At 69.1% G+C, this 19719-nt stretch carries 15 protein-coding genes; 10 read left to right on the top strand and 5 right to left on the bottom strand.

The window, feature by feature from the left end; genetic code table 11:
- Nucleotides 1-524 (top strand): carboxymuconolactone decarboxylase family protein (locus HG543_RS03700; protein WP_169343242.1); only part of this gene is annotated, 524 nt, incomplete at its 5' end.
- A 124-nt stretch (nt 525-648) separates the two neighbouring features.
- Here the strand turns inward: HG543_RS03700 and HG543_RS03695 are convergent.
- Nucleotides 649-1830 (bottom strand): bifunctional methionine sulfoxide reductase B/A protein, encoded by a 1182-nt coding sequence (locus HG543_RS03695; protein WP_169343241.1) that lies wholly within the window; start codon nt 1828-1830, stop codon nt 649-651.
- Nucleotides 1831-2011: 181 nt separating this feature from the next.
- Between HG543_RS03695 and HG543_RS03690 the strand changes: the two genes are divergently transcribed.
- The 3 genes from HG543_RS03690 to HG543_RS03680 all read left to right on the top strand — a co-directional run bounded on the left by HG543_RS03690 (nt 2012) and on the right by HG543_RS03680 (nt 4744).
- Entirely contained in the window at nt 2012-2932 is a 921-nt protein-coding gene (locus HG543_RS03690; protein WP_169343240.1) for an ABC transporter ATP-binding protein, read from the top strand.
- Nucleotides 2929-3759: a DUF2705 family protein gene (locus tag HG543_RS03685; RefSeq protein WP_169343239.1), complete on the top strand. Its 831-nt coding sequence runs from the start codon at nt 2929-2931 to the stop codon at nt 3757-3759. Before HG543_RS03690 ends, HG543_RS03685 begins: the two co-directional genes overlap by 4 nt.
- A 127-nt stretch (nt 3760-3886) precedes the next feature.
- Nucleotides 3887-4744 carry a hypothetical protein gene (locus HG543_RS03680; protein ID WP_169343238.1) on the top strand — a complete coding sequence of 286 codons (858 nt, stop codon included), beginning with the start codon at nt 3887-3889 and terminating at the stop codon, nt 4742-4744.
- Between the two features lies 1 nt (nt 4745).
- Here the strand turns inward: HG543_RS03680 and HG543_RS03675 are convergent, their stop codons facing one another.
- Together HG543_RS03675 and HG543_RS03670 are read right to left on the bottom strand one after the other, a co-directional pair.
- Nucleotides 4746-5114, bottom strand: coding sequence for a hypothetical protein (locus HG543_RS03675; RefSeq protein ID WP_169343237.1), 369 nt, complete (start codon nt 5112-5114; stop codon nt 4746-4748).
- A 41-nt stretch (nt 5115-5155) separates the two neighbouring features.
- Complete coding sequence (locus tag HG543_RS03670; protein WP_169343236.1) at nt 5156-6853, bottom strand: AbeC-like domain-containing protein; 1698 nt, start codon at nt 6851-6853, stop codon at nt 5156-5158.
- Between the two features lie 301 nt (nt 6854-7154).
- Between HG543_RS03670 and HG543_RS03665 the strand changes: the two genes are divergently transcribed.
- From HG543_RS03665 to HG543_RS03655, 3 genes are all read left to right on the top strand, one after another.
- Complete coding sequence (locus HG543_RS03665) at nt 7155-10190, top strand: DEAD/DEAH box helicase (protein WP_169343235.1); 3036 nt, start codon at nt 7155-7157, stop codon at nt 10188-10190.
- Between the two features lie 77 nt (nt 10191-10267).
- The gene (locus HG543_RS03660; RefSeq protein WP_169343234.1) at nt 10268-10819 is read left to right on the top strand and encodes a hypothetical protein; all 552 of its coding nucleotides are present in this window, start codon (nt 10268-10270) and stop codon (nt 10817-10819) included.
- A 101-nt stretch (nt 10820-10920) separates the two neighbouring features.
- Entirely contained in the window at nt 10921-12426 is a 1506-nt protein-coding gene (locus tag HG543_RS03655; RefSeq protein WP_169343233.1) for a DUF4214 domain-containing protein, read from the top strand.
- A gap of 125 nt (nt 12427-12551) precedes the next feature.
- Here HG543_RS03655 and HG543_RS03650 read toward each other — a convergent pair whose 3' ends face one another.
- A complete protein-coding gene (locus HG543_RS03650; RefSeq protein ID WP_169343232.1) occupies nt 12552-13076 on the bottom strand; it encodes a hypothetical protein in 525 nt (174 codons plus the stop codon).
- A gap of 180 nt (nt 13077-13256) precedes the next feature.
- On the opposite strand from HG543_RS03650, the gene HG543_RS03645 reads away from it, so the two are divergent.
- Complete coding sequence (locus tag HG543_RS03645) at nt 13257-13505, top strand: hypothetical protein (protein WP_169343231.1); 249 nt, start codon at nt 13257-13259, stop codon at nt 13503-13505.
- A 65-nt stretch (nt 13506-13570) separates the two neighbouring features.
- Here HG543_RS03645 and HG543_RS03640 read toward each other — a convergent pair whose 3' ends face one another.
- Nucleotides 13571-14191 (bottom strand): hypothetical protein, encoded by a 621-nt coding sequence (locus HG543_RS03640; protein WP_169343230.1) that lies wholly within the window; start codon nt 14189-14191, stop codon nt 13571-13573.
- Between the two features lie 209 nt (nt 14192-14400).
- Here HG543_RS03640 and HG543_RS03635 point away from each other — a divergent pair, with 209 nt between their 5' ends.
- Complete coding sequence (locus tag HG543_RS03635) at nt 14401-16398, top strand: cellulase family glycosylhydrolase (protein WP_169343229.1); 1998 nt, start codon at nt 14401-14403, stop codon at nt 16396-16398.
- 210 nt (nt 16399-16608) lie between these two features.
- Nucleotides 16609-19653 carry an ELWxxDGT repeat protein gene (locus tag HG543_RS03630; RefSeq protein WP_169343228.1) on the top strand — a complete coding sequence of 1015 codons (3045 nt, stop codon included), beginning with the start codon at nt 16609-16611 and terminating at the stop codon, nt 19651-19653.
- Nucleotides 19654-19719 lie beyond the last annotated feature (66 nt).

Here is a 19719-nt window from a genome sequence, read left to right as displayed (position 1 = left end):
CCATCGCCCCCGTCACCCCCGCCAACACGCCGGCCGAGTCCGCCCCCACGCTCGCGGCGCTGAAGGCGAAGTTCGGCGGTGTCCCGAAGATGTTCGCCACGTTCGCCCACTCGCCCGCGGCGCTGGAGGCGGTGGCGGGCTACTTCAACGCCATGGGCGGCGCGAAGCTGTCGCCGCGCACGCAGGAGGCCATCGCCATCGCGGTGGCGGAGCTCAACCACTGCACCTACTGCCTGTCCGCGCACACGGCGCTGGCGAAGGGGCACGGGGTGAAGGCGGATGAGCTGACCGGCTTCCGGACCGGCCGGTCGGCGGACCCGCGCGAGCAGGCCATCCTGGACCTGGCGGTCGCCATCGCCCGCACGCGCGCCGCCGACGTGGGCCCGCAGCTCGCGCAGGCGCGCAGGGCCGGGCTGAGCGACGCGGAGCTGGTGGAGGTCGTGGCCGCCGTCGCGCAGAACGTCCTCACCAACTACCTCAACGTCGTCGCCGGCACCGAGGTGGACTTCCCCCGCGTGGGCTGAGCGGCGCGAAGGCTCCCGGGTGGCACCGGCAGACCTCCCCACATGACATGGGAGCAACCGCGTGGAGCGCCACCCGGGTGAAGGCCGCTGGTGCGCCACCTCATGGGATGGCGCCGGGAAGCCGTCAGTCGCGCAGGTAGTGGCAGGTGTACCCGCCGGGGTTCTTCACCAGGTAGTCCTGGTGGTACGTCTCGGCGGGGGTGAACTCGCCGGCCGGGACGATTTGCGTGACGACGGGACGGGACCACTTGCCGGACGCGTTGACACGGGCCTTCACCTCCTCGGCCACGCGGCGCTGCGCGTCGGACAGGTAGAAGATGGCCGAGCGGTACTGGGTGCCGATGTCATTGCCCTGGCGGTTGAGCGTCGTCGGGTCGTGCATGCGGAAGAACCACTTCTCCAGCAGCGTCTCGTAGCTCAGCACCTTCGGGTCGAACACCACGCGCACCGACTCCGCATGCCCGGTGTCGCCCGAGCTCACGTCCTCGTAGGTGGGACTCTTGAAGGTGCCGCCGGTGTAGCCGACGTCCGTCTGGAGGACGCCCGGAATCTTCCGGAGGATGTCCTCCATGCCCCAGAAGCAGCCGCCCGCCAGCAGCGCCGTCTCGGAGGTGTTCGCCGCCGCGGCGATGGCCTTCATCGTGTCGGCCGTGGGCTTCGGGGCGCTCACCGACTCCTTCCGTCCGAAGTGCGGCAGCCACGCGCCGTACCCCTGGGCCTCCAGCGCGTTGACGGGGACGAAGCGCAGCGCCGCCGAGTTGATGCAGTAGCGCAGGCCGGTGGGCTTCGGCCCGTCGCCGAACACGTGGCCCAGGTGCGAGTCACCCGCCTTCGAGCGGACCTCGACACGGTCCATGCCGAGGCCCACGTCCCGCTTCTCGACGACGCGGGAGGCGTCGACGGGGCGGGTGAAGCTGGGCCAGCCGGTGCCGGAGTCGAACTTGTCCCGGGACGAGAAGAGCGGCTCGCCGGTGACCACATCGACGTAGAGCCCCTCGGCCTTGTGGTCCCAGTACATGTTGCGGAACGCGGGCTCGGTCGCGTCCTTCTGGGTGACCTCGTAGGCCAGGGGCGGGAGGGTGCGCCGCAGCTCCGCGTCGGAGGGCTTCTCGTAGCGGCGGGTGTCGTTCACGGCCGGCCTCGGGGTGTCCACCGCGCCGGAGGCCTTTCCCGAGGACGCTCCGCGCGCCTCGGAGCAGGCGGCGAGCACCGCGAAGGCGACGAGGGCCAGGGGCAGGAGGCGCCGCGCCGCGGGAGGCGGAGCGCGACGGAGAGCTGCGGGAGAAACGGCGGCGGCAGGCGACATGGGTTCACCCTCCAGGCACGCCCGGCGCGTGCGGGGTTTTTCCCTGGTACGCGCGACCCCGGGAGCCGGTTTCAGCTCTCTGGCATTTCGCTCCCCTGCCTGCCTGCCGTAAAGAAGAAGGTGCGTGGGTTGCCGCCCCCCGTGAGGGACGGGGCGGGAAGGCCCTGGGAGATTGCGCCTCATGGATTACGCCATCCGCACGGAGGGCCTGACGAAGACGTATGGCCCCCGCGCCGCGGTGAAGGACCTGAGCCTCGAGGTGCCCGTGGGCTCGGTCTTCGGGTTCCTCGGGCCCAACGGCGCGGGGAAGACCACCACCATCCGCATGTTGCTGGGGCTCGTGCGGCCCACGTCCGGCACCGCGACGGTGATGGGGGTGGACGTGTCTCGACAGCGCTCGAAGCTGTCGTCACTGGTGGGCGCCATCGTCGAGGTGCCCGCCTTCTACATGCACCTCAGCGGCGCGGAGAACCTGCGGGCCATGGCGCTCAGCGCGGGGCGGGAGCTCCCCCGCGCCGAGTCGGACCGGCTGCTCGAACAGGTCGGCCTGTCCCACGACGGAAAGCGCGCGGTGAAGCAGTACTCGCTCGGCATGAAGCAGCGGCTCGGGCTCGCGGTGGCGTTGATGGGCGACCCGCCGGTGCTCTTCCTGGACGAGCCGACCAACGGGCTCGACCCGGACGGGGCGCGGGAGATCCGCGAGCTGATTGTCTCCCTGAGACAGGCCGGCCGCACGCTCTTCGTGTCCAGCCACCTGCTCCAGGAGGTGGAGCGCTTCTGCACCGACGTCGCCATCGTCCAGAACGGGGAGCTGCGCATCCAGGGCCCCGTCGAGACGCTGCTCGCGAGCCGGGGAATCGAGCTGCGCGTGTCGTCCATGGACCGGGCGCGCGCCATCCTGAACCTGCCCGCGGCGCAAGAAGCCCAGGGCGCCGGACCCGGGTGGGTGCTGACCGAGGGCGCGGACAGCGCGGTGCCGGCCACGCTGCGCAAGCTGCTCCAGGCGGACGTCGATGTCTTCGAGGTGCGCCCGAAGCGCAGCTCCCTGGAGCAGCTGTTCTTCGAGGCCACCGCCGCCGCGCAGGGAGGGCTCCGCCAGTGACGCCCATCACGCTGCTGCGTCAGTTCCGCGCGGAGTTCGTCAAGGCCCGCGGGAGGGGCCTGTACCACGGTGCCCTCGGGGTGCTGCTCGTCTTCGCCATCCTCCCGCTGCCCGCCGCGCTCGCCGCCACGTTCGACAAGAACCTCGTCTCCTGGGCGAGCGACCTCGCCTCCTTCCCGGGCTGCCTGTGGAACACGACGAGGCTCGCCCACATGGTGCTTCCGCTGCTGGTGGCCATCGTGGCGGCCGGCTGCGTGGGCGGGGAGTACTCCTCCGGCACCTGGAAGATGACGCTCCCCCGGACGGCGACACGGGCCTCCGCGCTCCTCGCGAAGTTCCTCGCCTCGCTGGTGCTGACGCTGGGAGGGCTGGCCTTCGCCCTGGTCTTCACCGTCGCCATGGGGGCGGTGGGCTCGGTGCTCCTCGGACAGCCCTTCGTGCCCGAGCCGGTGGGGCTGGGCGCGGGGGACGTGGGGAGGATCCTGGCGTACTTCGTCCTCGACTTCGCCTTCCTCATCATCCTCGCGATGTTCGCGGCCGTGCTGACGCGCTCGCTCATCGGCGGCGCCATGCTCGGCTACGCCGCCCAGCACCTGCTGCGGATGCTGACGTTCCTGCCGGGAGGCTGGCTGTCGCCCATGACCAACCTGGACAACCTCCGGGCGCACTGGGTGCCCATGAGCCACTTCCGGGTCCAGGACGTGCAGTCGGCACTGGGCCGCGCCGTGAGCTGGCAGACCAGCCTCGCGACGGTGCTCTTCTTCTTCGCCGCCTTCGGCCTGCTGTCCGCGTGGCTCTTCGAGAAGCGGGACCTCGCCTCCGAGTGAAAGAGGCCGCACCGCCGTCAGGCCCCATGTCCGACCCGCGTATGTGGCGGGATGACTGGTGCCGTGTCCTGGTGCCAGGGCATACTCCTGTCAGGGGCCAGGTCACTTTTCGTTTGAGGCTGCGTCAATGATTCGCAACCTGTGGATGTCTGTCGTCCTGTTGCCCACCCTTTCCTTCGCCAGCCCGGGCGCGCAGGAGCCCCTCACCGGAGCTCCCAGCGACGCTCCCGTGGCGCTGGAGTCCCCGCCGACGGATGTGCCCGCTGAAGCACAGGCCGAGACGCCCCCGGAACAGGCCCCGCCCGCCGAGGCCGTGACGCCGCCGGCTCCGGAGCGTCCGGCGCTCTCCTTCGCCGAGGCGAAGGAACAGTACGAGCTGCGGCACATCGGCTTCGACGACTACGTCGCGATGCAGATGAATCCCTGGACGATGTCCGCTCCGAGGACGGTGGCCCGTTGGACCCTGCCCTACGAGGGCAAGTACAAGAAGCCCCTGGAGGGGAAGGCCTTCTACGAGAAGCTGGGCAGGGCGGACCTGGTGGAGGCGTACAACTCCAACATGCGCACGAAGACCCTCATCGGCGTCGCCGGTGGAGGGGTGCTGGTGGGAGGCGCCCTCGTCATCTTCGGCGTGTTCGACTCGAAGCGCGAGGACTGCGACGCCTTCTCCCCGGACTTCAGCGCCTGTATGGACCGCAACTCGGACCGCTTCGACAGCAGGATGGGGAACATGCTGCTGGGCAGTGCCCTCGGCGCGGCGGGCGCGGGGATGATGGTCTATGCCGTCTGGCGCAACCCGCATCCCGTCGACACGAGCAAGGCGCGCGAGCTGGCCGACGCGTACAACAAGCAGCTCCAGTCCGAGCTGGGAATCTCGGACGAGCCGGCCCCCAGGCCCCGCAAGCGCCCGTCGGTCATCCAGGCCAGCGTGACGCCCACCGTGGGCCGCAACGGCGGGGGCCTGCTGCTCAACGCGGTGTTCTGACTCAGCCCCTGCCCATCAGCGCCGTCACCGCCCCCACGAGGGTGGTGACGGCTGGGGCCATCTCGGCCACCGAGATGACCGAGTCCTTGATGCCCGCGAGCAATCCCTTGAGGGTCGGCCTGCTGGGCCGCTCCTTCTTCGCCTCCTCGGCGAGCTGCTGAACCGTCTCCGTCAGCTCATCCAGCGCGCCCAGCTTCTCCGCATGGGCTTCCAGCGTCTTCAGGAAGTCATTGATGGCGGCGATGACCTGGGCCTGCTCGGGGGGACTCCCGGGGGGTGCTCCAACCACATGCATCGCGCCCCGTCCCACCACCACGGACCCGGCCCGGAACTGCCCCCGGTTGATGATTCCCTCGTTCCTTCCCCCCATGACATGACTCCTTTCTCATTCGTTCCGCGGACACGCTGACCTCACGCCGAGGCCCCCGCGCTCCGTGCGGCCCCCTTCGCGGCCTTGACCTGTTGGGAGGCCCGCTTCATCAGGCCCGCCTTCGAGGCGCCCTTGTCATCCGACTTCATGATGGAGCTCGCCCCGGTTCCCGCCGTCACCTGCGTGGCCGTGAACTCGCCACCGCTCACCATGATGCCGCTGTTGATGACGGTCGTCGCCTGCTCCTTGAACTGCGAGACATCGATACCGCGCTCCTCGAGCAACTCCACCACGCCGTGGAGCACGCACTCCTCGACGGAGCGCCAGTACATCGTGAGGTCCTGGACCCCGTAGTAGTCCTGGTAGAAGGGCGCTGCCACGGACTCACGGAAGGTCTGCGCGATGCCATAGTTGTACTTCTCGCGAGCCTTGATGGCACGTTGGTGCCGGGCATCCTGTCGGCGCCATTCGAGCAACTGGCTCACGAAGATGCTCACGTTGGAGAGCGCCACCAGCCCGTACAAGCCGGTGAGAAGGACGAGCGTCCACACCGCGGTCTTCAAGGCCCTCGTCAACCTGTTGTCGTCCAGCAGGGAAGCAAGCCCGAAGCGCTCGCGATCCACTCCCGTCAACGTAAAGGCCGACGCTTCGATGAAGGTCACCGCTCCCACGTTGTAGAAGCGGAGGTAGTACGAGAGCACCATGTCCCGAGCCGTGTCGACGTAACGGTACAGGCGGTAGAACCGCATCCCGCTCGTGAGCTCCCGCTGCCCCAGTTCCATCAACCGGTGCTCCGGCAGCCGTGACACGGGGCGCTCTCCCAGCCGTGCCAGGACCTCTCCATCCGCCTCCAGCTCCGCTCCCTTGACGAGCAGCACGGAGGAGCGCTGCAACCGGGGGAGCTGTGCCTTCTCCATCGCCTCATCCACCGCTCGGTAGAAGTCCTCCACGGAGATGGAGATGCGGCGCCCTTCGTCTTCGTCCTCCTCCAGGGTGGACGGGTCGGGCTTGCGCTCCACCGCCATGACCCAGCCGGAGATCTTCCCGCCGGCACCGACGAACGGGGCATAGCCCCCGAAAGTCACCACGTTCTGGACCGCGTCAGCGCTCAGGACCTGATTCCGGAGCCACCGCGCGAGCGACCGCTTCTCCATCGCCCCGGACTTCGACGGTGGCTCGTGCGCACCTGGCATGTAGTCGCTCCGCAGGAAGCGGCGGGCATTCGCCCAGCGAAGGTAGACGCCCTCGAAGGCCATCAGCCCGGCCCCGAAGAGGCCCAGGACGAAAATCCCCATCCAGCTCCCCAACAGGCCCCACGAAACCCCACCATCCAGGGCGTCCACGGTCAGCGCATTCAGGGATGCGAGCAGAAGCACCACCTGGGCGATGAAGACCACCAGGGCCGCCACGCTGAAGGAGAGCGTGCTGAGCACGGCGTTGCTCGCGTGCACCGCGATCTGCTCCAGGTCGAGATTGGCCTCGGGGCTCCTGGCCTTGCAACGCCCCCCGCGCAACTTGCCGAGCAGGTCGAGCCCGCTGAGCATGCCTCTCCGGTAGGCGCTCCCGGAAAGCATGCGGTTGGCGTGATTGATGACCTGCTGATGTTGCAGTGCGCGCGCCTCCGCGTCCGCGCGGCTGTCGGCTCCATCGCCACGCGCCTCCTCCAGAGGCGATTCCACCTTGCCTCGACGGTCCGCGGCCAACCGGCCTGCCAGCAGTCGCTCCGACGACACCTCCATGATGTCCCCCCTCAGGTACTCATCCGAAGAGGCCGAGTGCGAAAGCACCGTTTGTGACCTCCCGGCGCCTCGATGACGGGCGGCGGCGTTTCCTCCCGCGGAAGCGGCCACTGCCCGCGCGTCGCCGCGGGGCCGGCCCTCCCCCGCCGAGAGTCTTCGTCTGCTCGCCTCTCCGCCGGGCACACGGCTTCATCCGTCCAATGCGGCGCGGCGCGTCAGTGGTACAAGCCCCCGGGGGCTTCGGCCGCACGCCCGGTGGGTTTGCGCGGGGCCCTTCGAGGGGATAGGGAGGCGCCCTCTTATGTCTGCGACCGCGGAACTGCTCGAAGCCATCCGGGAGGAAGCACGCCCGGACACCTGGTCCGCCGGCATGGGCCTCGCCCGTGCGGGTGCTGTCTCCGTGCAGTCCGTGGGTGAAGAGGAGGCCGTGCTGCGGGTGCGCGCCGCCGGCCGTCCCACGCCGCTGACCACCGTCCTCTACCCGGAGGACGAAATCTGGGAGTGCGACTGCAAGGGACGGGTGGACCCGTGCGAGCACGTGGTGGCGGCGGCCGTCTTCTTCCACCAGTCGCAGAGCCAGCGCGCTCCCACGCCGCGGGCCCCCGCGCCGCGCGCCCCCGCGGCTCCGGCTGCGTCCCGGCCCGTCGCGTCCCAGGCGCCCGCGACCGCGCGCCCCGGTGGTGCCCCGGCGAAGCCGGAGCGCATGGTGTACCGCTTCAAGCGCGTGGACGGAGGGTTGCAGCTCGAACGCCTCGTCGTGCGTCCGGACAACACCGCGCGGCTGCTGGCGCGCAGCCTGGCCTCGGTGCTGACGAACCCGGTGGAGGCCGCGCGCATCCACGTGGACCCGTGCGACCTCGTCGCCGACAAGCTGCTCTTGAAGCCCACGAAGGGGGCGCTTCCGCCCGAGCGGCTCGAGGCCCTGCTGCGCGCGCTGGAGCCCGCGCGCACCGTCATCTTCGACGGCGCGCTCATCTCCGTCTCCGCCGAGCCCCTCCTGCCCCGCGTCACCGTGGAGGACCGCGGCGAGCAGACGGTGCTGAAGGTGGACAAGGACCCGAACCTCACCGAGGTGGTGGCCCCCGGCTTCGCGCTGAGTGGCGGCACGCTCTGCCGGCTCGGAGAGCAGGCCCTCACCGGCCCCCGGCTGGAGCACCTGCCGCAGGTGCGCGCCTTCTCGCCCGAGCAGATGGGCGAGCTGACCGGCAAGGTGCTGCCGGACCTCGCGCGGCGCCTGCCGGTGGACGTGAGGAGCCAGCGGCTGCCGCCCATCGACCGCACGCTCAAGCCGCGCATCTCCATCGAGCTCAACCAGCTCGCCGCCGGGCTCTCCGCGCTCCCCACGCTGGTGTACGGCTCGCCGCCGAGCGTGCGCATCGACAACGGGCGCATGGTGTTCATCAAGGGCGCGGTGCCCGTGCGCGACGAGGCCGCCGAGCAGCGGCTCATCCACCAGCTCCGCGACGACCTGAACATGGTGCCCGGCCGGCGCGTGACGGTGCAGGGACAGGAGGCGGTGCAGCTCGCCAGCAAGCTGCGGCGCTGGAGCGGCAGCCTCACCGGCGACGCGGCGCGCATCGTGGGCGCCAACGTGAAGCTGCGCCCCGTCCTCTCGGTGGACACAGCCACCACGCAGCAGGGCGTGCCCCGCGTGGAGTTCACCATGGACTTCCAGGTGGAGGGCGCGGAGCCGGGCGCGCCGCGCACCGTGGACGCGGCGTCGGTCATCCGCGCGTGGGAGGAAGGGCTGGGGCTGGTGGCGCTGGAGGGCGGCGGCTGGGCGCCCCTGCCCGCGGAGTGGCTGAAGTCCCATGGTCAGCGCGTGGCGGACCTGCTGGCGGCGCGCGAGAAGGACGGGCGGCTGGCCAACCACGCCATTCCGCAGCTCACCGGCCTGTGCGAGGAGCTGGACCACCCTCCCCCGCCCGGCCTGGAGCGGCTGGCGCCCCTGGTGCAGGGCTTCGAGAAGCTGCCGGACGTCACGCTGCCCAAGGACCTCACCGCCACGCTGCGCCCGTACCAGCTCCAGGGCGTCAGCTGGCTCACCTTCCTGAAGCAGGCGGGCCTGGGCGGCGTGCTCGCGGACGACATGGGTCTGGGCAAGACGCTGCAGACCATCTGCACGCTGGGGCCGGGCACGCTGGTGGTGGCGCCCACGAGCGTGCTCCCCAACTGGGAGGCGGAGGTGAAGCGCTTCCGCCCGTCGCTGAAGGTGTCCGTCTACCACGGCCCCGGCCGCGCCCTGGACGAGTCGGCCGACGTGACGCTCACCACGTACGCGCTCATGCGGCTGGACGCGGAGGTGCTCGGCGCGAGGACGTGGGACACGGTGGTGCTGGACGAGGCGCAGGCCATCAAGAACCCGGACAGCCAGGTGGCGCGCGCGGCGTACGGGCTGCAGGCCGCCTTCCGGGTGGCGCTGAGCGGCACGCCCATCGAGAACCGGCTCGAGGAGCTGTGGAGCCTGATGCACTTCACCAACCGCGGCCTGCTCGGCGGGCGCAAGGAGTTCGACGAGCGCTGGTCCCGGCCGGTGACGGACAACCAGAAGGGCGCGGCCGAGCGGCTGCGCGCGCGCATCCGCCCCTTCGTGCTGCGCAGGCTCAAGCGCGACGTGGCGCCCGAGCTGCCGCCGCGCACCGAGGCCGTGCGGCACGTCACCCTCAGCGAGCGCGAGCGCGCCGTCTACGACGCGGTGTACGCGGCCACACGCGAGGAGGTGGTGTCCCAGCTCGACGCGGGCGGCAACGTGCTCAAGGCGCTGGAGGCGCTGCTGCGGCTGCGTCAGGCCGCGTGCCACCCCGCCCTCGTGCCGGGCCAGCAGGCGAAGACGTCCTCCAAGGTGCAGGCGCTGGTGGAGGCGCTCGGCACGGCGGTGGAGGACGGGCACAAGGCGCTCGTCTTCTCGCAGTGGACGTCCATGCTGGACCTCATCGAGCCGGCGCTGAAGGAAGCGGACATCGGCTTCATCCGCCTGGACGGCACGACGTCCAACCGCGGCGCGGTGGCCGCGTCGTTCCAGGACCCGAAGGGCCCGCCGGTGATGCTCATCTCGCTGAAGGCGGGCGCCACGGGCCTCAACCTCACCGCGGCGGACCATGTCTTCCTGGTGGACCCGTGGTGGAACCCGTCGGTGGAGGCGCAGGCCGCGGACCGCGCGCACCGCATCGGCCAGCAGCGGCCGGTGATGGTGTACCGGCTCGTGTCCCAGGGCACCGTGGAGGAGAAGATTCTCACCCTCCAAGAGAAGAAGCGGGCCCTCTTCGAGTCCGCGCTCGGCGGCGCCGAGGGCGCCACGGCCCTCACACGGGCGGACCTCATGCAGCTGCTGGACTGAGGCGCTCGTGCGTGCGCGCGGCGTGCGGGCCGGAGTACAAGTCCGGCCGTCCGCCGCACGCACCGGAGTCTTCGTCCATGCACAAGTCCCTCACCCTGCCCGCCCTGTGCCTCGCGCTCGCGAGCACGGCGCACGCGCGGGAAGTCACCTTCGAATACACAGACACCGAGACCTGTACCCGCGTGGCGGCGCGGGCCGAGAACAACCCCGGTGAGGAGGAAGAGCCCGCGGGCGAGGACGCGCCCATCGAGTGCATGGGCCCTGGCGGCGAGTACATGCTGGTGGAGTGGTACAGCGCCTTCGACTTCTTCCGGGACATCCGCCTGAAGGGAGGCACCGAGGTCGTCGTCTCCCTGCGGCCGCCGGACACGCTGTGCCCGGCGGCGCGCTTCAGTCCCAAGCTGGAATGGCGCATGAAGGATGGAAAGCCCTTCGCGGTGATTCAGCGCGTGTCGTGCCACGCGGTCGTGGACAACATGAAGCACGGAAAGAAGCTGGGCGAGTACCTCGTCGTGAAGGGCCTCAAGGGTTACGAGGCGATTGACGGCCTCGTGCCCACGAAGGCGAAGAACGCCAACAGTCAGGCCCGCGCCCTCGCCGACGCGGGCCTCGCGAAACAGAAACGCTGAAACATTATATCTGTCGACAGAATCCGTTTCGTCTTTTTAAGCTGGAATTCCAGGGAGTAACTCCTGGTCAAAGCACCACGCAAGAGAACGGACGGAACATCATGATTCGACACCCTGGACTCGCGCTCCTGGCGCTGTGCGCCCTGGCGCTCCTGCCGCCTTCCGCGGCGGGGGCATTCACCTACGGGGTGAACCTCCATCCCCCGCACGTCAGCACGGTGGACAAGGCCCGGCAGACGGCGCTCGTCCTGAGCCAGCGCAACATCCGCTCCGTGCGACTGGATGTCTCTCCTTTCGCGAACATCACCTGGCTCACCCAGGTGGTCACCGCCTTCAAGGAGCGGAACATCACCGTCGAGGCCATGCTGTACGACCCCACGGTGAACAACTACGTCTGTGGAACGCAGGCCACGGAGCAGCAGGCCTACGACGCGACGAAGAACATCGTCAATCAGATGAAGCACCTCATCACGGACTGGGAGATCCAGAACGAGCGTCAGCTGAAGATTGCTCCGGGTTCGTCCGCGATGGACGCCGCGCCCTACTACAACGACTGCGGGCTGCGGGAGGCCGCCGTCAACCGGGGCATGTCCCGCGCCATCCGCGACGTCCGGGCGAGCTCCGGCGTGCCCCTGCGCATCATCCTGGGCTTCATCGGCCGGGGCTATGGCTTCCTGGACTTCATGCTCCAGCAGGGCGTGCAGTTCGACGTGGTGGGCTACCACATCTATCCGTGGCGCAATCATCCCAGCCTGGACACGGACCCGTGGTTCGGCACGGGCGGCCTCTTCACCAACATGGCCCGCTTCAACCGCCCCGTGCGCATCAACGAGTTCAACTGCGCGGAGATCTACGCGGGAGACCCGCACACGCCCTACGGCCACCTGAACGACTACGAGAACCAGCCGGGGCAGCCGCTCACGGAGGACTGCTTCCACGGCATCAAGAAGCACCTGGACATCATCAAGGCCCAGACGAAGGTGAACCTGGAGGGCGTGACGTTCTACGAGCTGCTGGACCAGCCCGAGCTGTCCTCCGAGGCCGAGAGCCGGTTCGGACTGATGTATGACCTCAACACGCCGAAGGTCCACCTGATGCTCGTCTCGGCCTACGCCGGAGGAAGCCTCACCTCGGCGGAGCGGAGTCAAATCACCAGCCGGGGCCTGCTGACGGACGCGCAGATCAACGCCAACCAGGCCGCGGCGGCGGGTGGCCCGGTCGCGGCGACGATGACGCATGCGACGTATGTGGCGTACCTCTACCGGCTGGTGCTGGGCCGCGACGCGGATGCCGGAGGCCAGCAGACGTGGACGCAGGCCCTGGAGAGCGGCGCCTCGACCCGCGTCGGGGTGCAGGTGGCCTTCCTCAACTCCAGCGAGTACCAGACCTACCGGCTCGGCCGGGACAACTACACGCCGGCCGCGTCGATGAACGCGCTGTCGAACACGGACTTCGTGAAGTACGCGTACATCGTCCTGTTCGGGCGTGACCCGGACACCTCCGGGTTGACCACGTACGTCAACGCGCTGAACGCGGGGACGACCCGGGCCACCGTGGTCAGGACGCTCATGAACAGCGCCGAGTACAAGACGCGGCACGGGCTCTGAGCCGGCGCGGCCGTCACGACAGTCGCTTCACGGTGACGGGAACCTGCCGCTGCCGAACTGTGCGCCCGCACTGCCCTGGGCCGGAAGGCGCCCGCCACACCGTGTGACGGGCGCCCCGGACGACGTCAGTTCTTCACGACGGTGGTGATGGCCAGCGGCGTCGGGGTGCCGATGAATTGCCCGGTGACGTTGGTGCACGGCATGGGCACGTGCGAGAAGTCCGCGGAGTAGTAGCCGTAGGTGGAGCTGTTGCCCTTCTCGTAGAACACGTTGCCGTCCGGGAGGACCACCTTCCAGACGTAGTTGATGTTGTTGTACTGCGTGGAGGAGCGCGCGCGGATGACGCTCACCACCGTGGCCTCCCAGTGCCACCCCGCCACCGCCGGCGCCTCGACGGTCGTCGGCTGCGGCGCCCAGTCGAAGGTGGTGGTGGGACTCGTGCTTCCACCGAAGCCGTAGATGAGGAACACGCTGGTGCCCCAGGGCAGGTCTTGGTTGCGGTACGTGAGGGTGATTTCCGCCTGCGAGGTGCTGAAGTAGCCGCACGTGTTGAGCACCGTGCGCGCCTTCACCCACTGGTCCCCCGCGAGGGCCGAGGTGGAGGTGAGCAACAGGGCGAGCACGAGCGCGTGGCGGGACAGCCGGGACATGAGAGGACTCCAGGAGTGGATGTGGGGACAGCCGCGTCCCTCTACCAGAGCCCGGGCCTCCGCTGGAACTCCGGCTGACGCAATGAGTCCACACCTGGCAAGGACTCATGGATATTCCGCATTCTCTGTTTTTGATGTAGGATTGCTCTTGCAGCTCTCCACCCTCACACGGAGTTTTCCATGCGAATGGCAATCATGGCGGGACTGTTGTCGGTCGGCATGCTGGTCGGCTGTGGCGGCGCTGAGATGGATGCCCAGGAGCCGACGGGCGCGCCGACGGAGGAGACGGTGACGGCCATGGCGCCGCCGCCCTGCGAGCGCGCCTGCCTCACGCTGTACAACTACTGCATGCGCAGTGCCCAGACTCCGGAGCAGATTGCCTTCTGTGAGGAGGACCTGGACAGCTGTTACATGGGCTGCGAATACTGACGGGTACCCGTCCCGCCTGGCGCTTCGCCCCCGGACTCGCAAGTCCAGGGGCGGAGCCGCGGGTGCTACTCGCAGGTGAACACGGGCGGGAGGTCCTCGATGTTGATGACGCAGGGCGTGGCCTCGAACACGCCGAAGCGCTGCGCGGCACCGGAGCCGAAGGACACGTGGTAGGCGCCTCGGCCTCCTCCCGTCGAACTCAAGTCGAGCGACTGGAGGTAGACCCCGCCACCCTGGGCGGACCCGAGCGTGCTGGTGTTGTTGCATTCCCCGTCACGCTCGGTGTTGAAGACGATGGACCACCGGTCCTGGAAGGGCCCCGCCGACGTGTCGTCGTGGTGGACGACCTTGTAGAAGCCCTTGTCGAGCGGGAGGGCGTTCGCCTCCATCGGGTCCTCGGTGTAGCCGTCCGCCTTTCCCAACTCGAAGGTGAGCACCTTCTCCCAGCGGGCCCGCTTGCCCTGCTGGAACCGGGCGCACGCTCCCGGCGTGTCGGTGATCATCAGCGCCGCCGAGTGGGTATCCCCGGAGAATGACAGGAGGATGACCTCCCGCGGGTTGAAGGCGCGGGCCTGGAGCTCCTGCTCGGTCTGCTCGACGGAGGCGGGAGAAGCCGCGACGTCGGCCTCGCCGCAACCCCAGGCCGAGAGGGACAGGACGAGCAGGGACACTGGAAGCTTCTTCATGGATGGACTCGCTTGTGGTGGACACGGCCTGGAATCAGGCCGCCATCCGCTACGAGTTCCCTCCCCCAGCACCGTCCCAGGTTTTTTCTAGTGTTTCATGTCGCTGTAATCACACGCTGAATTTCCAATGAATTGCTTTGGTCACCCACCTGCTTCCGCCACAAAATGTAACCGACGCTGTTCTGCGTCATTCACAGAAAGGCTTTAAGTTGCATTTTCGTGCCAATAATTGGGTCTCCCTCTCCGCGCTGCTGCTGCTCCTGGTCACCCCCCTCACCGCGAGCGCAGTCACCTTCGTGAACCGCGGAGCCCAGGTCGGCCCGAGGGACGTCTCCTCGGGACAGACCGTTGGCTTCTTCATCGGCATCCAGTCGCCCGAAGCCGTAGCGAACGTCACCCTCCACTTCGAGATCCGCCCCTACAACGCGGCCACCGGAGTCATCTCCTCGTCAGCCGTCTACAGGAAGACCGTGACGGGGCAGAACTTCGCCTCCGGAGAGACGAAGGAGTTCAACTGGGGCTACACGATTGACTCCAACATGGTCACCGGGGACTACCTCTGGTTCACCCGGGCGACCAACGCCACCGGCTCCGTCGTCTACTTCGAGGCCGGACGCATCGTGTCCAACTACACGTTCCATGTGAATGGCGTGCCCGCGAAGCGCTACGTGCGTGGCATCAACCTCATGGACCTGGGCAACGCCGGCGGGGTGCTCCCCGGCACGTACGGCACCACGTACTCGAAGCCGTCGTACAACTCGCTGAGGTTCCTGAAGGACCAGGGCGGCCACACCGTGGTGCGCATCCCCTTCATCTGGGAGCGCATCCAGCCGGAACTCGGCAAGCCGCTGAACGCGCAGTACCTGGACCTGCTGCTGCAGACGCTGAAGGACGCGAACGCGGCGGGCCTCAAGGTCATTGTCGACATGCACAACTACGGGCACTACACGAACCGCGGCGGGGTGAAGCTCCCCTTCGGCGCGGCTGGAGCCCCCACCCCGGCCCAGTACGCGCAGGCCTGGAGCCTGATTGCCGCCGCCATCAAGGCCGTCCCCGAGGCCGCCGCGGCCGTCTACGCGTACGACATCATGAACGAGCCCCATGACCTGCTCCCCGCCGAGGGCACGCTCTTGAGCCCCGTCTCCATCTCCAACTTCGAGACGGGCACCCAGGGTTGGCTCGCCCAGGCCAGCGAGAGCGTCGTCTGGGAGTCCCGCAACGCCCAGGGCTCGCTGAAGCTCACCGGCACCGGGACGGCCGACCACCTGGTGTTCGGCGCGCGGCTGTATGCGAGCACCCAGCGCACCACCAGCACCCAGGGGCGGAGCTTCCAGGCGAAGGTCTTCGTCCCCACGTCCACGCCGGGCTTCGTCCGCGCGCGGATGGTGATGTCCTCCAGCGACTGGTCGACCAACTTCTTCAGCGAGGAGTTCCCCATCACCAAGGGCGTGGAGCACCGCGTGTACTTCACCCCCGACGCGACGCTGTGGACGACCTACCGCGCCCTCGGCATCCAGTTCATCGTGGACGGGACGACCGGCACCGCTCCGCACGTCTTCTACGTGGACCAGCTCAACCAGGGCACGCGCTCGGGGAATCTCACGGCGGCGCAGCAGTGGGAGCGCTACTCGCAGGAGGTGGTGAACACGCTGCGCAACACGAACAAGGACACCACGCTCGTCATGGTGGAGGGCTACTCGTGGGCCTCCGCGGAGCAGTGGCCCACGCACCACCCGCGCAAGTGGATCACCGACAGCGCCAACAACATCATGTATCACGCCCACATCTACATGGACTCGTTGGACTTCCCCGAGTACCCGGACGATGGCGGCGGGAAGTACCGGTCCGCGCACTCCGTGTACCTGGCCGAGGCCCGGCGCAAGGGCCACGCGTCGGTGGGGGCGTACACCATCTCGCGGGTGAAGCCCTTCACCGACTGGGTGGCCGCCCAGGGCACGCAGGGCTTCATCGGTGAGTACGGCTGGCCCAGCACGCAGATGAAGCCCGGCGACAATGGCGCCTGGGAGGCGGACGGCGACGAGTTCCTCCGCTTCCTGGACGGCATCGGCATGGGCGCGACGATGTGGGCCTCCGGAAGCTGGGAGAAGCTGCCGGCCTGCAACATCCTCAATGCCTACGAGCTGGAGCCCCGGTACACCCGACTCTCGCAGGCCGCCGTCCTCGAGCGGCACCCCGGCAAGCCCTGACGCCCCCAGCCCTGTCTCGTGAAACAAGACGGCCCGCTCCGGAAGCCTTCCGGGGCGGGCTGTCGTGCTTGGGACTGGTGAGTCGGTTGGGTAGGACTCCCCCGCACCCGGTCCGGGCCGGGGGGTGTGCGGATGTCCTCCCAGCCGGGTTAGGGTGGGGCCCGGCCCGAGGAAGTGACGGGCGCAACGATTCCCCTGGAGAGACTTCTCATGAATTGGACACGCCAGGCTCCCGCGCTGCTCGCGGCCGGAGTCATGGTGGGGCTCATTGGTTGTTCCGAGCCCGCCGACTCCACCTCCGCCGACGCGACGGCCGCCTCCCTTCAGCGGGTGGACGGGCCCGCGCTGCTGAGGGACATCGACACCCGGCCGGCGCTCTTTCCCCGGCTCGCCTGGTCCCGGGCGGCCATTCCCCTGCCCTCGGGCGGAACGCTGGTCGCGCTGAAGGACGAGCTCACCGGCGCCGAGCTGTGGAAGACGGACGGCACGGAGGCGGGCACCACGCTCGTGAAGGAGTTCGCGCCGGGCTTCTGGTCCTCCACGCCCTCCGACTTCACGGAGCTCCAGGGCGCCATCTACTTCTCCGCGGAGATGGACTTCGGGCTGCAGGGCCTCTGGAAGACGGACGGCACCGCGGCGGGCACCGTCCTCGTCAAATCGTTCCCCAACCTGGAGGAGCCGGACGACGACACCTTCCGGTCCATGGCGGCCCTGGGCGGCGCGCTCTATTTCATCCAGGACGAAAAGCTGTGGAAGAGCGACGGCACCGAGGCGGGGACCGTCTCCATCCAGGCCCTCCTGCCGGCGACGGTGACCGAGTTCCATTCGGGGCTCGTCCCCGTGGGCAACGCGCTGTACTTCCTCGCCGAGGACTCCGTGGAGCGCACGGGCCTGTGGAAGACGGATGGGACGGCCGCGGGCACCGTGCGCCTGAAGAACCTCTACACCGGCGCGGTGGGTGGCTACACCGACCAGCTCCACGTCGTGGGTTCGACCGTCTTCTTCACGGCGGGAGATTTCAACCGGGAGCTGTGGAAGACGGACGGGACGGTGGACGGCACGCAGCGCGTCTTCTCGCAGAGCGGGTCGCTCGGGAGCATGAGGGCCGCGGGGCCGTACCTCTACTTCGGGCGAAGCGGGGCCCTGTGGCGGACGAACGGGACGGAGGCGGGCACCGTGGAGCTGCCCGCCTTCAGCCCGGACTGGATGATGCCGGTGGGCCAGTCGCTCTTCTTCGAGGCCCAGGACGAGCTCGGCCGGGAGCCGTGGGTGAGCGATGGCACCCGCGAGGGGACGCGTCGGGTGAAGGACCTTCTCCCCGGCGAGGAGAGCAGCAACTCGGAACCCCTCGGAGTGGTGAACGGGCGCCTGCTGCTGGCCTCCATCCAGGTGGATCGCCGGGTCGCGCTGTGGTCCAGCGACGGCTCCGAGGCGGGCACGGTGCTGCTCGCGGAGCGGGGCATCGCCAACGAGTTCTTCCTTGGCTTCACCGGAAAGCCCCCTGTTCCCGTGGGGTCCTCCTCCGTGATCGTGGAGCTCCCGGACTTCGACGAGCGGGGCGCGGTCTTCCGCACGGATGGCACGGCCGCGGGGACGGTGGGACTGGGGAGCGTCCGCACCGGAACGAAGGGCTCCCAGCTCACGCGGCATCCGCTGGCGGTCACCCCCGGAAAGGTCTTCTTCACGGCCGAGGACGAGAACGGCATGGGGCTGTGGGTGAGCGACGCCACCTCCGGGGGCACCACGCGGCTCAGGAGCCTTGCGCGGCCCGTGAGCGATTCCGCGAGCGTGGGCTCGACGCTCTTCTTCGGCATGGATGATGGGACCTCCGGCCTCGAGCTGTGGAAGAGCGACGGCACCGTCGCGGGCACGGTGCGGGTGAAGGACATCAACTCCGGCGCGCAGGGCTCCATCCCCATGGGCCTGCTCGCCTTCAATGGCACCCTCTACTTCAGCGCGACCACCGAGGTGGACGGACGGGAGCTGTGGAAGAGCGACGGCACGGCCGACGGCACGGTGATGGTCAAGCCACTGCTCTCCGGGTTCGAGAGCAGCGACCCGGAAGAGTTCACGGTGATGAACGGCACCCTGTTCTTCTCCGCCAGGGACGAGAACTACGCGGGCTCGCTGTGGAAGACGGATGGCACGGCGGACGGCACGACGAAGGTGAAGGACCTCGAGGTCGACGAGCTCACCGTCGGCGGCAACACCCTGTACTTCTTCGGCGAGGTGAATGGTGAGTCCGGCCTGTGGAAGTCGGACGGCACGGCGGATGGCACGGTGCGGATCCGCGCGGGCCTGGAGGAGACGTTCGGCCTGACCTGGGCGGGCGGCAGGCTCTACTTCCTCGTGCAGGACGAAGCGCACGGCTTCGAGCCCTGGGTGAGCGACGGGACGGAGGCAGGCACCCGGCTGCTCAAGGACATCCAGCCCGGGGCGTCTCCGTCCTTCGGCACGGGCTTCACGCAGCTGGGCAACCGGGTGCTGTTCTTCGCTCGCGACGACGAGCACGGCTTCGAGCTGTGGCGGACGGACGGCACCGAGGCGGGCACGGTGCGGGTGACGGACCTCATGCAGGGCCCCACCAGCAGCGTCCGCGTCAACGCCGAGAGCAATGACAATGAGAGCCTGTTCGAGAGGGTGGCGCTGGAGGACCGCGGGCTGGCCGTCTTCGTGGCCCAGGACGCCGAGGGAGGCCTGGAGCTGTGGGCGACGGATGGTACGACGGAGGGCACGTTCCGTCACGCGGACCTGGCGCCCGGCGCTGCGTCCTCGGCGCCCACGGGCCTGGTGACGGTGGGAGGACAGCTCGTCTTCTTCGCCGGAGACGCCGCCCACGGCCGCGAGCCGCGCGCCGTGCCCCTCCCCGTCGTCCCGGACACCACCGACCCGGTGCTGACCTGCCCGAACAACGTGCTGTCCACGACCGACAGCACCGAGGGCACGACGGTGGAGTACACGCGTGCCACGGCGGTGGATGCCAATGGCCCGACGACGGTGACCTACAGCCATCCCTCCGGCTCGCGCTTCCCCCTGGGATTCACCGAGGTGACGGTGACCGCCACGGACGCCGCCGGCAACACGGCCCGGTGCACCTTCACCGTCCAGGTCACGTTGGCCACACTGCCGGCTCCCGGCGGTGAAGTCGAGGCCAGCGGCTGCGGCTGCACCTCGGGCCTGGGCACGGGTGCGGGCGCCGGCTGGGGGCTGCTGCTGCTCGCGCTCGCCTCCCTGCGCTCGCGGCGTCGCGCGTAGCGGCTCGAGCGCGGGGACACCCCGGGGCATTTCGCGCGCCCCGGGGCGTCTTGCGGCACGGTTTGC

The organism is Pyxidicoccus fallax (assembly GCF_012933655.1).
Taxonomy (GTDB): Bacteria; Myxococcota; Myxococcia; order Myxococcales; family Myxococcaceae; genus Myxococcus; species Myxococcus fallax.
This window is presented reverse-complemented; position numbering and strand designations above follow the sequence as displayed.